The sequence below is a fragment of the Arthrobacter sp. H14 genome (assembly GCF_000520495.1).
Taxonomy (GTDB): Bacteria; Actinomycetota; Actinomycetes; order Actinomycetales; family Micrococcaceae; genus Arthrobacter_C.
In genome coordinates this window covers 93552-107229 of sequence record NZ_KI914677.1, presented here as the reverse complement: position 1 = coordinate 107229, position 13678 = coordinate 93552, and the positions used below count along the sequence as shown (strand labels likewise).

Genomic DNA, 13678 nt, shown 5'->3' with positions numbered 1-13678 from the left:
CGCCGGATAAACTGGCAACAACCATGGCACTGAATATCACCTATCCTCCCGAGCTGCCCGTTTCGGAGCGCCGCGAGGACATCAAGGCGGCGATCGCAGCCAACCAGGTGACCATTATCGCCGGCGAAACGGGTTCCGGTAAGACGACGCAGATTCCCAAAATGTGCGTTGAGCTGGGCTTGGCCGAAAAGGGACTGATCGGGCACACTCAGCCCCGGCGGCTCGCCGCCCGCACGGTCGCCGAACGTATCGCATCGGAACTCGACGTCGAACTCGGCCAGGAGATCGGCTTCCAGGTCCGCTTCACCGGGCAGGTCGGAAAACAAACCCAAATCAAGCTGATGACCGACGGTATCCTGCTTGCCGAGATCCAGCATGACAAACTGCTCAAGCGATACAGCACCATCATTATCGATGAGGCGCACGAGCGCAGCCTGAACATCGACTTCATCCTCGGGTACCTCAAGCAGATCCTCCCAAAACGGCCGGACCTGAAGATCATTATCACCTCCGCCACCATCGATCCGGAGCGCTTCGCCGAACACTTCGCCGGGGCTGGTGGCGCCGCCCCCATCGTCGAGGTGTCCGGACGCACCTACCCGGTCGAGGTCCGGTACCGTCCCTTGAACCAGCCGCCCGGCGAGTCCGATTCCGACGATGAGCTGGAGGAAGACCGCGACCCGCTCGACGCCGTCGGAGATGCCGTTGACGAACTGGCCAAGGAGGCGCCTGGTGACATTCTGGTGTTCTGCTCCGGTGAGCGGGAGATCCGCGATGCCGAGGATGTGCTGAAGGGGCGGGTGGCCGCCAACCCCAAACTTTCAGGCACGGAAATCCTGCCGCTGTTCGCCCGGTTGTCGCTGGCCGAGCAGCACCGCGTGTTCAGCCCGGGTGGCCGGCGGCGGATTATTCTGGCGACCAACGTAGCCGAAACTTCGCTGACCGTGCCCGGCATCAAATACGTCATCGACCCCGGCACCGCCCGGATTTCGCGCTACTCGCACCGCACGAAGGTCCAGCGCCTGCCGATCGAGCGGGTCTCGCAGGCGTCAGCCAACCAGCGAGCGGGCCGCTGTGGCCGTGTCTCGGACGGCATCTGCATCCGGCTCTACTCTGAAGAGGACTTCGCCGGCCGGCGCGAGTTCACCGACCCGGAAATCCTGCGCACCAATCTCGCCGCGGTCATCCTGCAGATGACTGCCATGGGCGTCGCCAACGGCCCCAAAGACATCGGGGATTTCCCCTTTGTGGAACCGCCTGATGCCAAGGCAATTAACGACGGCGTCAGCCTGCTGCGCGAGCTTGGCGCCCTCTCCGACCCACGGCAGAACAGCAACGGGAAAAACGCCTGCACCGGCCTGACCCCGGTAGGCCGCCAACTCTCGCAACTGCCGGTGGACCCGCGGCTCGGGCGGATGATCGTTGAAGCCGGCAATCGGGACTGCGCGCGTGAGGTCATGATCCTGACCGCCGCGCTGACCATTCAGGACCCGCGTGAACGCCCCCGGAGGGACGACACAGCCAAGCAGCAGCAGGCGACCGAGATGCACAAGCGGTTCGCCGACGAAAACTCGGACTTCACCGGCTACCTGCTGCTTTGGCGCTACATCCAGGAGAAACAGAAGGAGCTGTCCTCCACTCAATTCCGGAAGCTGTGCCGCAAGGAATTCCTCAACTATTTGCGGATCAGGGAATGGCAGGACCTCTTCACCCAGCTGCGCCAGTTGGCGAAACCGCTCGGCATCACGATGTCCAGCAGCCATGAGGTGGATCCGGTCGGCAAGGACCAGAACATCCACATGAGCCTGCTCACCGGCCTGCTCAGCCACATCGGGCTGCGCGACGAACGCAAGCGCGACTATGCCGGCGCCCGTGGCACCCGGTTCGCTGTCTTCCCCGGCTCATCGCTGTTCAAGAAAAACCCGGACTGGGTGATGGCCGCCGAACTGGTTGAGACCAGCCGGCTCTGGGCCCGCGTGGTGTCGAAGTTCGACCCCACCTGGGCCGAGCAGGTTGCTCCACACCTGGTCAAGCACAGCTACAGCGAACCGCACTGGTCCAAGAAGATGGGCTCGGTGATGGCCTATGAGAAGGTGACACTTTACGGCGTCCCTGTCGTACCACAACGCCGGATCAACTACGGCCGGATCGATCCCGGACTCTCGCGGGAGATGTTCATCCGCAACGCCTTGGTCGAAGGTGATTGGCGCACCCACCACAAGTTTTTCCACCGTAACCGCGCGCTGCTGGAAGAAGTCGAGGAACTCGAAAACCGGATGCGGCGGCGGGACATCCGCGTCGATGATGAGGCGTTGTTCGAGTTCTATGACGCCCGTGTCGGCAAGGAGGTGGTCTCCGAACGGCACTTCGACAAGTGGTGGAAACAAGCCAGGCACGAAAACCCGGCCCTGCTGGACTTCAGCGAGAACCTGCTCCGCAGCGACGAGGCGGAGGAACTGGACGAGTCGGCCTTCCCGAAGATCTGGCATCAGGACGGTTTCGAACTACCGCTGCACTACGAATTTTCTCCCATGGTTCCCAATGCGGCCGACGGCGTCACCGTCACCGTGCCCGTACTGTTCCTGAATCAGTTGCCGCCGGAGCCGTTCCAGTGGCAGATTCCCGGCCTGCGGACCGACATGGTCGCGGCCCTGATCAAATCGCTTCCCAAACAGGTGCGGAAGAACTTTGTCCCCGCCCCGGACGTGGCAAGGAGTGCGACGGCGGCGCTGGCCGATGACTTCGATCCGTCGGCGGACGATTTGGAAACCTCGCTGGAGTTGGCCCTGCGCCGGCTCAAGGGCCACGTCATCCCGCCGGGCTCGTGGAACTGGGAGGCGGTCCCGCCGCACTTGAAAATGACCTTCAAGGTCGTCGACTCCGCGGGCAAAGTCCTCGGTGAAAGCAAAGACCTGGCAGCACTGCAGCGGGAACTTGCGCCCGCGTCCCGCCGTGCCATCGCCGAATCGCTCGGAGCCACTCCGCAGACCGTGCACAGCAGCGGGTCCAAGGCGAAGCGGAATGGGGAGGGCAACGCGAAGGGGACCGGCGGCCGCCTCGATCCGAAGCAGGACGGCGGACGCACAACCCATACCGGCGGAACTGGCGGAGCAGGCGGGAACGGAATTTCCGGCACCGCCGCCGGAGGCGCCCGTCCGGTCGATAACGCCGGCATCTCTGAAAGAACCGGGCAGACAAGCTGGACCTTCGGCAGCATCGACAGCCAGGTCCGGAGGATGGTCGCGGGCCACACCATTACCGGCTATCCGGCACTCGTGGATGAAGGGACCGCCGTCGGCCTGAAGGTCTTCCAGTCCCCCGCCGAACAACGCAGTTCCATGCGTGGCGGCGTCATCCGGCTGCTCGCCCTCCGGGTGCCATCTCCCGCCAAGTACGTCCTGGAGCATCTGAGCAACCACGAGAAGCTGACCTTCAGCCAGAACCCGCATGGCAGCGTTTCGTCTCTCATTGAGGACTGCACACTGGCCGCCATCGACAAACTGACTCCCGACGTCGTCGATCCCGCCGGAAGCCTCAAGCCGAAGTCCGAAGCAGAATTTGATGCGCTGTATGAGCATGCCCGGGCCGAGCTCATCGACACCATGTTCACCGTCACCGGCGTCGTCGAGAAGATCCTGGCCAGCGCCCGCCGGATCGAGAAACAGCTCAAAGGCAGCACCAGCCTGGCCATGATCGGCGGCCTGAACGACATCAAAGCCCAGCTGGAAAACCTCGTCCACCCCGGTTTCGTCGCTAAAACCGGTTATGCCCAGCTCAGCTCGCTGCCCCGCTACTTGGCCGGCATGGAGAAGCGCCTGGAGAAAATGCCGTCCAACCTGCAGCGCGATGGTCTCAACATGGTGATCGTGCAGCGGCTCGAGGATGAGTACGACGACGACGTGGCCGCCCTGCGTCCGGGGAACGGCGCGACGGCGGAGCTCAAGCAGGTCCGCTGGATGATCGAGGAGCTCCGGGTGAGCCTCTTCGCCGTCGAACTCGGCACTGCCTATAAGGTCTCGGAAAAGCGGATCAGGGCTGCCCTCGACGACGCACTCAATGCCGCCAACGCCATGCGGTGAATGACCCGCTGCACAGCGGCCCAGATGTCAACCGTGTCACTCCCCAGTTGTTCCGTCCAGCAGTTCACGGAGGATGTCGATGTGGCCGCAGTGCCGTCCGGTTTCCTCAATCATGTGCACCAGGACCCACCGCACATTGTGTGTGCGATCGCCGCCGGTGCAGGAATCATCCAGCGAATACCGTTCCGTCACCGCCCGCGATTCCGTGCAGGCCGCCTCGTAGTCGGCAACGATGTCTGTGAGCCTGTCCCGTTCGGTCACGCGGAATTCGCCGTCCGGGTCCTCCTCCGACCACCGCGCCGGGACGTCCCGCTGGCCATCGATGTCCTCACGGAACCAGCTGCGCTCGACGTCGGCAAGGTGGCGGATCAGCCCGGAGACAGTAGTCAGCGACGGTAGAAGACGACGTGCCGCATCCGCATCGCTTAAGCCGGATGCCTTGTGGACGACCGAGGCGCGCAGGAAATCCAGGAAGCCCTCGAGGGTCTCGCGTTCGCCGGCCGAATCAGGAGGCTCCGGACGGTTGTCTTCATTCATGCCGATGCCCCGTTTACGCGTCCGGGACTGTAGCTGAATGTCCGGCGTCCCGCAGCGCGGCGCGGAGCTTCCCCGCGTTCTGATCCATCCGGTCGGGGTCCGGGTTCTGCTCGGCCCGGCTGAAGTCGAAGTCGGCCATCGAGTTCGTGGGCCAGACATGGATGTGCAAGTGCGGAATCTCAAAACCGACGATTGTCAGCCCGATCCGCTCACACGGAAATGCCTCCCGCTGCGCCTGCCCGATCGTCTGGGCAACAGAAGTCAGTTTGAGCAGCAGGTCATTCGGTGCTTCAACCCATTCATCGATTTCCTGCCGCGGCACCACCAGGGTGTGCCCGTCGGTCAACGGGCCGATCGTCAGGAACGCCACGACGTCGTCGTCCTGCCACACGAAGCGGGCGGGGATCTCGCCGTCGATAATCTTGCTGAATAACGTACTCACGTCTATTACGCCTTTCGTCCGGCCGGAGCGTCACCACGGGATGCCCCCTGGCCTGCTTCGGGCAGTGATGAATTGTCGAGGACAAAACGGTATCGGACATCGCCAGCAACCATCCGGTCATACGCCTCGTCCAGCTCGTCCGCCTTAACCATCTCGATCTCGGAAACAACGCCGTGCTCGGCGCAGAAATCGAGCATTTCCTGCGTTTCAGCAATACCGCCGATGTTGGAACCCAGGTAGGAGAGCCGGCGGCGAATGAGAATCCGCGGGTCGACCGGCGGCATCTCATCGGACGGCAGGCCCAGCTGCACCAGTCCGCCGTCGCGCTTCAAGGAGGCGAGGAAAGGATTCAGGTCGTGCCGCGCTGCCACCGTGTCGACGATGAAGTTGAAGGAGTACACCATCTCCTCCATCGCCTCCTCATCGGTGGAAAGGACAACGTTGTCGGCGCCAAGTTCGTGCGCCGCCTGGCTCTTGGACGACGACGTCGTAAACACCGTCACAGTGGCACCCATGGCTTTGGCGATCTTCACAGCCATGTGGCCGAGTCCGCCAAGTCCGACGACGCCGACGCTGTCACCTTCCTTCACGCCGAAGTAGCGCAACGGCGAATACGTCGTCACGCCGGCACACAGCAATGGGGCGACGGCGGCAGGGTCCAGATTCTCCGGCACGCGCAGCACGTAGCCTTGATTGACGACGATATGCGAGGAATACCCGCCCTGAGTGGTGACGCCGTCGTGCCTGCGGTCCGGTCCGCCGTACGTTGGTGTCAGGCCTTGTTCGCAGTACTGTTCCTGCCCGTCCTGGCAGCTCGCGCAGACCCGGCAGGAATCGACCATGCAGCCGACGCCCACCAGATCGCCTTCCTGGAAACCGGAGACATGCTCACCTACCTGGGTGACGCGGCCGACGATCTCATGTCCAGGGGCGAGCGGATAGTCGGTTCCGCCCCATTCCCCACGGACCGCGTGCACGTCCGAATGACACAAGCCGCAATAATCAATGGCAATTTCGACGTCGTCGGCCTCGGGTTCGCGGCGGTCGATCGTGCTGGCGCTCAATCCGCTGGTGGGGGAAGTCGCGGCATAGGCGGAAGCTGTAGTCACTAAGGCGGGTCCTCTCTGGGGAATGCGGTACTTCGACGCTACTCCGCGCCCGTTGCGACTGGCAATTGCGGATGATTGGACCACTGCGACCAGGACCCGGGATAGAGTGCGCCTGCTATGCCGGCGATCTCCAGGGCGACGATCTCGTGCGCGGCGCTGATTCCCGAGCCGCAATAGACGGCGACGGTGACGGCCTGCCTGTCTCCGCGTCCGCCGGTGCCTGCTTCGGCCTGCACACCGGTGCCCCCTCCGACTGGGGCTTCCCCGTCCGAGGAAATGCCATCCGCCCTGAGCATCTCGAACCGTTCGCGGAGTTCTGTGGCAGGCTTGAACCGGCCATCCGCGGTGAGATTGTCCGACGTCGGCGCGCTCGTGGCTCCCGGAATATGGCCGGCTCTGGGGTCAACGGGTTCTGCCTCGCCACGGTAGCGCTCCCCTGCCCTGGCATCGAGCAGCAGGCCGCTGCCGGGGAACGAGCCGGCTTCGGCCATACTGATGCTCGGCATCCGGCCGCTCGTCAGCCGGACCGACCCGGGCTCCGCCGTCGTGCTGCCTGTCTCCACGGGGCAGCCGGCCTGTTTCCAGGCTCCGAGGCCACCGTCCAGCAGATACACCTGCTCGCGGCCGGCATCGCGGAGCAGCCACCACAGCCGCGCGGCGGACATGCTCCCGTTGTCGTCGTAGGCAACCACCACGCCGCCGTCGTCGATCCCCCACCGTCGTGCGGCCTCCTGGAAATCATCCGGATCCGGCAATGGATGGCGTCCCTGCTCCGGCGCTCCCGGCGAAGCCAACTCGCGCTCCAGATCGACGTAAACACCACCGGGGATATGCCCGTCGAGGTAGTGCTGGTATCCGTGCGGATCGCCGAGCGCCCAACGAACGTCCAGAATAGTGATGGGTTCGCCGCTGGACAGACTTTCCTGCAGGCTCTCGACGTCGATCAGGGTCTGCATCTGTTCCTCCGGTTCCTTGGCGCTTCTACTTCACAATAGGTGTTGCATTGACCCTATGACTTTGCCCTCTGAAAACAACGTCTAGTGCCGAATACATTCCAAATCCTGTCCGGTACGTCCAGCCATGGGGTCGGATATGGTTTCAGGGTGAGAAACGCCGCCCCAAAACAGCACGCCAAAGTTGAGCCCGATGCCGCCGCGCCCGCACGCACCGGGTCCAGTCAAGCGAAGTCGCCCCGCCCCTGGGCCGACGAGGCTGTGCGGCGCATCGAAGCGGAAAACAACCGGTCCGCGGACACACACCTGCATGCGGTGCCGCTCCCGCCGGAATGGGGCGTCGACCTCTACTTAAAGGATGAATCAACCCACCGCTCCGGCAGCCTCAAACACCGCCTGGCCCGCTCACTGTTCCTGTTTGGCCTGGTCAACGGGTGGATCACCGAAGGAACCACCATCGTGGAGGCGAGCAGCGGCAGCACCGCCGTATCCGAGGCATATTTCTCCCGCCTGCTCGGTCTTCCCTTCATCGCGGTGATGACGGCCACCACCAGCAGGGAAAAGATCGCCCTCATTGAGCAGTACGGTGGAACCTGCCACTTCGTGGATAATGCCTCGGAAGTCTACGCAGTGGCCCACCAACTGGCAGAACAGACCGGCGGACATTATCTGGATCAGTTCACCTATGCCGAGCGGGCCACCGACTGGCGAGGCAACAACAACATCGCCGAATCCATCTTCACCCAGCTCGCGCAGGAGCCGCATCCCGTGCCGGCCTGGGTCGTCGTCGGCGCGGGCACGGGCGGAACGAGTGCCACCATTGGCCGCTACATCCGGTACAACCGGCACCACACCCGGCTTGCCGTCGTCGACCCGGAGAATTCGGCCTTCTATCCGGCCTGGCAACGCGGCGACAGCAACTACGAGACCGGCATGCCGTCGCGGATTGAAGGCATTGGCCGGCCGCGGATGGAACCGAGCTTCGTCCCATCGGTCATCGATTCCATGATCCAGGTTCCGGACGCGGCCTCCATCGCGGCAATGCGCCAGCTGAACCGGCACGCCGGGCTGCATGCGGGCCCCTCCACCGGCACCAATCTCTGGGGTGTTTGGCAACTCATCAGCTCCATGGTCGCCGCCGGGGAACGCGGCAGCATTGTGTCGCTGTTGTGCGACGGCGGTGAGCGCTATGCCGGCAGTTATTACGACGACGGCTGGCTGGCGGAGAAGGGTCTGGATCCTGCACCGTATGAGACCATCATTGACGGGTTTTTCGCGTCCGGCCGCTGGCCCGGCTAAGACCCGCCGGGCTTACAACTCGACTGATTCGCCGGCGTCGAGGTGCCGGTATTCGGTGCCGTAGTAGGAACCGATCCGCTGCACATGTCCCTCGACCATCTTCAGTCCGGTCTCGTTCAGAAGTGCTTCGTGGATCGGAAAAGCCCTGTCCGCTCCGACCGCAATCACGAAATCAATCACCTCGGCTGCCTTCGACCAGGGAGCATGGAGCGGCACCAGCAGGGTCGTCGCCCGGAGCCCATGCGGAACGGTGAACGAGTCGCCCGGGTGGTACACGTCGTCGTTAATCAGGTAGCCGATATTCGCCACCATCGGAATCAGCGGATGAATCAGTGCATGTTGCCCGCCGAAGGTCTTCACATTAAAGCCGGGCAGTTCCAGCGCCGTTTCCGGCAGAACATCGATAATCCGCGAGTTCACCCCAGACTCCCCCGCATCGCTCCGCAGCTGCTCAGCCACACCGCCCGGGGCGAAGGCCTGCAGGTCCGGGTTCGAATTCATCGCCGCCAGCACGGCATCCTCATCAATGTGGTCAGGGTGTTCATGCGTTATGAGGACATTATGGGCGCCGTCCAGCGCCTCGGCTGATTCTGAAAAGGTTCCAGGATCGATCACCAGGACCTGGGAGTCGTTCTCGAGCCGGACACAGGAATGGGTGTACTTGGTCAGCTTCATGCCCCCAGCGTACCCCCGCCGTTCGGGCTGGAGCCGGCGTTCCGGGAAGTCTTTTATGACGACGCCGGTCCGTCCGCTGATAGGCTGGATGCTGGCCTTTGAGGGTCAAATTCAGCAGTATTTCCGAAAGGTCCCGCCATGTCGCAGGCAGCTTCATCCGCCTCCGGTCCGCCCCGCCGCGTGCCGGAAACGAGGATGACCAAGCAGCGGATTGCGGTCGGCAGCGCCTTAGGCGAGCTCGACGACTTCGTCAGCACCCAGGAGCTCTACCGGCTGCTGCATGAACGTGGTGACTCGATTTCCCTCGCCACTGCGTACCGGATCCTGCAATCCATGGCAGACGAGGGCGTCGTCGATGTCCTGCGCAATGGCGATGGCGAAGCGGTCTACCGCCGCTGCTCGGCGTCGTCGCACCATCACCATCTGCTCTGCCGCAACTGTGGCCGGGCGGTGGAGATCGAGACGCCGATGGTCGAGAAATGGGCGGAACAGACCGCGGCCACGCATGGATTCACGGATGTAACGCACACCGTCGAAATCTTCGGCCTGTGCCCGGAATGCGCCGCCCGCCAATAGCGGCTGGACCTAGAGCACCGGTCCGGGCCGTGTCAGTGCGGGAGTCCGGCGTCCCAGCGTTCCATGCCGTCGCCGCCGGGCACCGATGAGCCTGCAGACGACGTAGATCAGGAACGAAATCGTCGTCACGTACGGGCTAATCGGGATCCGTCCGCCGAGTGCCACCAAGATCCCGCCGACCACCGCCGTCACCGCGAAAACCACGCTGAGCAGAACCACCAGCCGCGGCGAGGACGTCACCCGCAACGCTGCCGCCGCCGGCGTGATGACCAATGCCAGCACCAGCAGGGCGCCAACAATCTGGATCGACAGCGCCACCGACAGTCCGAGCAGGAACATGAACACGATCGAGAGCCCGCGGACCGGCACCCCCCGCGCCTCCGCCAGAGCCGGATCCGCACTGGCGAAGGTCAGCGGCCGCCAGATCAGCAGCAGGGCCACAACCACGACGACGGCGCAGGTCACCAGCAGGTTCAGCTGCACCGTATCCACAGAAACAATCTGCCCGGTCAACAGCCCGAATTTGTTGGCCGAACGTCCCTGATACAGCGAGATAAACAGGATGCCCAGGCCCAGCCCAAAGGGCATGATCACGCCAATGATGGAATTCCGGTCCCGGGCGCGGATTCCGAGCACGCCCAGCAGCAGCGCCGCGACGACCGAACCAATCAGCGAGCCGAACACCACGTTGGCCCCGATCAGCAGAGCGAATGCGGCTCCGGCGAAGGAAAGCTCCGCGATGCCATGCACGGCGAAAGCCAGGTCGCGCATCATCACGAACGTGCCGATCAGCCCCCCGACGACGCCCAGCACCGCACCGGCGATGATCGAGTTCCGCACCAGCGGCAGCAGTTCAGCGTAGTCGTTGAAGTTGAAGGCCGCTTCGAGGAATTCGTTGAAGTCCATAATCAGACATCCTCGTGCACGTGATGGTGCGTGGTTGCATCCGGAAGCCCGACGACGACGATCCGGCCGTTGCTGCGGAGCACTTCCACGTTCGTGCCATACATGTCCGAGAGCACCTCAGTGGTCATCACTTCCTCCGGCGTTCCCACCCGGAACTGTCCGCCGGCAAGGTAGAGGACCCGGTCCACGTAATCGATGACCGGATTGATCTCGTGGGTGACGAAGATGACCGCGCTGTTGCCGGTCCGGCATTGCTCGTTCACCAGCCGGCTGACGGCCTGTTGGTGATGCAGGTCGAGCGACAGCAGCGCCTCGTCGCACAGCAGTACCTTCGGATCGGTGGCCAGCGCCTGGGCAACCCGGAGCCTTTGCTGCTCACCGCCGGACAGCAATCCGACCGGCACCTGAGCATACTCGGAGGCACCGACCAGGTCCAGCAGTTCGTCGACCCGGCGGTTGTAAGTTGCGGTGCGCAACCGCAGTCCCCAGCGGTGTCCGTCAACGCCAAGACCAACCAGATCCCGCGCCCGCAGAGGAGTGTCGTGCGTAAATTCTTTTTGCTGCGGGATGTAGCCAATGTCCCGGCTGCCGCGGTCGACGGACCTGCCCTGCAGCCGGACGGTTCCCGAGGTTAACTGCTGTAGTCCCAGCAGCACCTTCAGGAAACTCGTCTTGCCGGATCCGTTGGGACCAAGCACGGCGAAGAACTCGCCGGGACGAATCTCCAAGTTGAGGTTGTCCCAAAGCGTGCGGTCGCCGAACGCCAGCGAAGCGGCATTCATGCTCACCACAGGCTCTGCCATCGTCATCCTTTTCGTATTGCCGTTCCCGCGATGGCTACTGGGCCAAAGTCCGTTCAATATTATCGACATTGGCCTTCATCCACGGCAGGTACCCCTTGCCATCCGGCAGTGTTTCGGTGAAGTTGACCACCGGTACTCCGGCCTTCTTGGCGGCCGCCTCCACCGCCTGGGTCTGGCTGCCCTCGGTTTGCTGGTTGTAGGCCAATAACTCGACACGCCCTTCGGAGAACAGCCTGAGCGTTTCCTGCAGCACTACCGGAGAGACGCCACTGCCTTCCTCGACGGCCCGGCTGAACTCGGCGGGCGTCTTATTGACCAGACCGGCGTCTTCCAGCAAGTGCAGCGGCACTGGTTCAGTGATTGCTACGCCGTCCCCGCCGTGACGGTCCTTGATTCCGGCCACCTGCTGCTGGAGTTGCTCGATCGATGCCTTAAATTCGGCGGCGTTCGCCCGGTAGGTTTCCGCATTGGCGCTGTCGAGGGTGCTGAGCCGGTCCGCGATTTTCGTTGCCACCGCGGAGGCTGTAGCGAGGTCGTACCAGACGTGTTCATTAAACCCGCCATGTGAATGCCCGGCGTGCGAGTCGGCCTTCTCCTCATTCCCAGCGTGTGCTCCGCCGTCATCCTGATGACCTGCGTGTGCCTCGTCGTCAGCTCCGGCATGCGCCTCATCCTCTGCACCGGAAGCGGCGTCGTCGTGCTGCAAACCCGACAGTTCCACCGCGGTGACCACCGCACGGTCCCCGGAGTCGGTGTCTTCGACGAGACGATGCAGGAAAGCGTCATATCCGCCACCGTTTTCAACGACGAGTTCGGCCTTGGTTACCTCGAGTTTGTCCCGCACGGTCGCCTCATAGGAGTGCGGGTCCTGGCTGATGCTGTCGATAATTGGAGTCACTTCGACGTTGTCCCCACCGACGGTTTCGGCAATATCGCCATAGACGTTGGTGGAGGTGACGACGGAAATCACTCCATCACCGGAATCCTGGGCTGATCCGGAATCGCCGCAGCCAGTCAGGGCAAGCACGACGACGGCGCCCGCCGCGATAGCAGGCACGCCGCCCCTTTTTGAACGCCGCGGATGGTTGCTTAGGCACCGCATTGAAGAACCCCGGATCTACTCTTAATGAGAATCAGTAACATTACGGATGGAAACTCTACCGTAAACGCGAATCGTTCGCATCAAGGAACTCCAGAAGGCTTTGCTATTCCGTCCGCGGGCCACCCAGCCGGCGCAGTCCCTGCGCCTGCGTGGCATCACGGATCTCCCCGACCAGTTGCTCGATGACGTCCTCCAGGAACAGAACGCCCTTGGTCGTCCCGTCCGGTGCCATCACCCGCGCCAGGTGGGAACCGGTGCGCTGCATGATGGCCAGCGCGTCCTCGATCTCGTCATCCACCCGGATATTCGCCATCGTCCGGACGCGGTTCTCATCGATACCCTGGCTGTAGAGGGATTCATCCATGGACAGGACGTCCTTCAGATGCAAATAGCCGGTGAGATTATCCGCCCGGTCTGCGAGCACGAAGCGTGAGAAACCGGTGCGCGCCACCGAACGTTCGAACTCGGCCGGTGTAGTGCCGACGTCGAGCGTGACCAGGTCTTCAATGGGCACCATGATGCGCCCCGCGGTATAAGCGGAGAACTCCAGCGCGCCGGCGAGCAGACCGGTGTCGTCTGCCAGTAATCCATGCCTGGTCGACTCCTCGACGGTTGCCCGGACCTCCTCCAGGGTGAACGTGGAGGAAACCTCATCCTTCGGCTCGATCCGCATCAGCCGCAGGATGTGGTTGGCGGTCCAGTTCAAGGACGCAATCACCGGGCGGACGGCCTTGGAGACCATTACCAGCGGTGGCGCCAGCAGCAGTGCGGCCTTGTCGGCGACCGAAACCGAGATGTTCTTCGGCACCATCTCGCCGAAGGTCACATGCAGGAAGGTGACCAGCAGCAGCGCAACACCGAAGGCGAGGCCGTCGGACAGGCCTTCGGGAACGCCGAGGGCCAGCAGCGGAATTTCGAGCAGATGGTGGATCGCCGGCTCGGAAATGTTCAAGATCAACAGCGAACAGACGGTGATACCCAGTTGCGAACAGGCGAGCATCAACGAGACGTTCTCCATTGCCCACAACGTCGTCTTGGCCCTCTTATGGCCCTCTTCCGCCAGCGGTTCGATCTGGCTCCGGCGCGCAGACATCACTGCAAACTCAGAACCGACGAAGAACGCGTTGGCAAGCAGGAGCACGACGAGCCATACGAGGCCTACCCAGTCACTCATCGTCCACCTCCTGACCCATTGGA

At 63.1% G+C, this 13678-nt stretch carries 12 protein-coding genes; 3 read left to right on the top strand and 9 right to left on the bottom strand.

The window, feature by feature from the left end; genetic code table 11:
- The first annotated feature begins 23 nt into the window (after nt 1-23).
- Nucleotides 24-4079, top strand: coding sequence for an ATP-dependent RNA helicase HrpA (gene hrpA, locus Y707_RS0117245; protein ID WP_026536002.1), 4056 nt, complete (start codon nt 24-26; stop codon nt 4077-4079).
- Nucleotides 4080-4115: 36 nt separating this feature from the next.
- Here the strand turns inward: hrpA and Y707_RS0117240 are convergent, their stop codons facing one another.
- From Y707_RS0117240 to Y707_RS0117225, 4 genes are read right to left on the bottom strand one after another with little or no spacing between them, the layout of a single operon-like run.
- Nucleotides 4116-4616: a DinB family protein gene (locus tag Y707_RS0117240; protein WP_026536001.1), complete on the bottom strand. Its 501-nt coding sequence runs from the start codon at nt 4614-4616 to the stop codon at nt 4116-4118.
- Nucleotides 4617-4629: 13 nt separating this feature from the next.
- Entirely contained in the window at nt 4630-5058 is a 429-nt protein-coding gene (locus Y707_RS0117235) for an HIT family protein (RefSeq protein WP_026536000.1), read from the bottom strand.
- 5 nt (nt 5059-5063) lie between these two features.
- Nucleotides 5064-6167, bottom strand: a complete 1104-nt coding sequence (locus tag Y707_RS27085; RefSeq protein WP_051442145.1) for an NAD(P)-dependent alcohol dehydrogenase — start codon at nt 6165-6167, stop codon at nt 5064-5066.
- 38 nt (nt 6168-6205) lie between these two features.
- Nucleotides 6206-7123 carry a sulfurtransferase gene (locus Y707_RS0117225; protein WP_026535999.1) on the bottom strand — a complete coding sequence of 306 codons (918 nt, stop codon included), beginning with the start codon at nt 7121-7123 and terminating at the stop codon, nt 6206-6208.
- 147 nt (nt 7124-7270) lie between these two features.
- On the opposite strand from Y707_RS0117225, the gene cds1 reads away from it, so the two are divergent.
- A complete protein-coding gene (cds1, locus tag Y707_RS27080) occupies nt 7271-8419 on the top strand; it encodes an L-cysteine desulfhydrase Cds1 (protein ID WP_081744967.1) in 1149 nt (382 codons plus the stop codon).
- A gap of 12 nt (nt 8420-8431) precedes the next feature.
- Here cds1 and Y707_RS0117215 read toward each other — a convergent pair whose 3' ends face one another.
- Nucleotides 8432-9094: an MBL fold metallo-hydrolase gene (locus tag Y707_RS0117215; RefSeq protein ID WP_026535998.1), complete on the bottom strand. Its 663-nt coding sequence runs from the start codon at nt 9092-9094 to the stop codon at nt 8432-8434.
- A 138-nt stretch (nt 9095-9232) separates the two neighbouring features.
- Here Y707_RS0117215 and Y707_RS0117210 point away from each other — a divergent pair, with 138 nt between their 5' ends.
- A complete protein-coding gene (locus tag Y707_RS0117210; RefSeq protein WP_026535997.1) occupies nt 9233-9670 on the top strand; it encodes a Fur family transcriptional regulator in 438 nt (145 codons plus the stop codon).
- Between the two features lie 9 nt (nt 9671-9679).
- On the opposite strand, the gene Y707_RS0117205 is transcribed toward Y707_RS0117210, so the two are convergent.
- From Y707_RS0117205 to Y707_RS0117190, 4 genes are all read right to left on the bottom strand, one after another.
- Nucleotides 9680-10576, bottom strand: a complete 897-nt coding sequence (locus Y707_RS0117205; RefSeq protein ID WP_026535996.1) for a metal ABC transporter permease — start codon at nt 10574-10576, stop codon at nt 9680-9682.
- Nucleotides 10577-10578: 2 nt separating this feature from the next.
- Nucleotides 10579-11379 carry a metal ABC transporter ATP-binding protein gene (locus Y707_RS0117200; protein ID WP_035782300.1) on the bottom strand — a complete coding sequence of 267 codons (801 nt, stop codon included), beginning with the start codon at nt 11377-11379 and terminating at the stop codon, nt 10579-10581.
- A gap of 34 nt (nt 11380-11413) precedes the next feature.
- Nucleotides 11414-12436: a metal ABC transporter solute-binding protein, Zn/Mn family gene (locus tag Y707_RS0117195; protein WP_026535994.1), complete on the bottom strand. Its 1023-nt coding sequence runs from the start codon at nt 12434-12436 to the stop codon at nt 11414-11416.
- Nucleotides 12437-12584: 148 nt separating this feature from the next.
- Entirely contained in the window at nt 12585-13655 is a 1071-nt protein-coding gene (locus Y707_RS0117190; protein WP_026535993.1) for a hemolysin family protein, read from the bottom strand.
- Between the last annotated feature and the right edge of the window lie 23 nt (nt 13656-13678).

Coding starts and splice junctions, on each gene's coding strand:
- Y707_RS0117210 (WP_026535997.1), top strand. CDS start 9,233: ATGTCGCAGGCAGCTTCATCCGCCTCCGGTCCGCCCCGCCGCGTGCCG.
- hrpA (WP_026536002.1), top strand. CDS start 24: ATGGCACTGAATATCACCTATCCTCCCGAGCTGCCCGTTTCGGAGCGC.
- Y707_RS0117240 (WP_026536001.1), bottom strand. CDS start 4,616: ATGAATGAAGACAACCGTCCGGAGCCTCCTGATTCGGCCGGCGAACGC.
- Y707_RS0117205 (WP_026535996.1), bottom strand. CDS start 10,576: ATGGACTTCAACGAATTCCTCGAAGCGGCCTTCAACTTCAACGACTAC.
- Y707_RS0117200 (WP_035782300.1), bottom strand. CDS start 11,379: ATGGCAGAGCCTGTGGTGAGCATGAATGCCGCTTCGCTGGCGTTCGGC.
- Y707_RS0117215 (WP_026535998.1), bottom strand. CDS start 9,094: ATGAAGCTGACCAAGTACACCCATTCCTGTGTCCGGCTCGAGAACGAC.
- Y707_RS0117225 (WP_026535999.1), bottom strand. CDS start 7,123: ATGCAGACCCTGATCGACGTCGAGAGCCTGCAGGAAAGTCTGTCCAGC.
- Y707_RS0117190 (WP_026535993.1), bottom strand. CDS start 13,655: ATGAGTGACTGGGTAGGCCTCGTATGGCTCGTCGTGCTCCTGCTTGCC.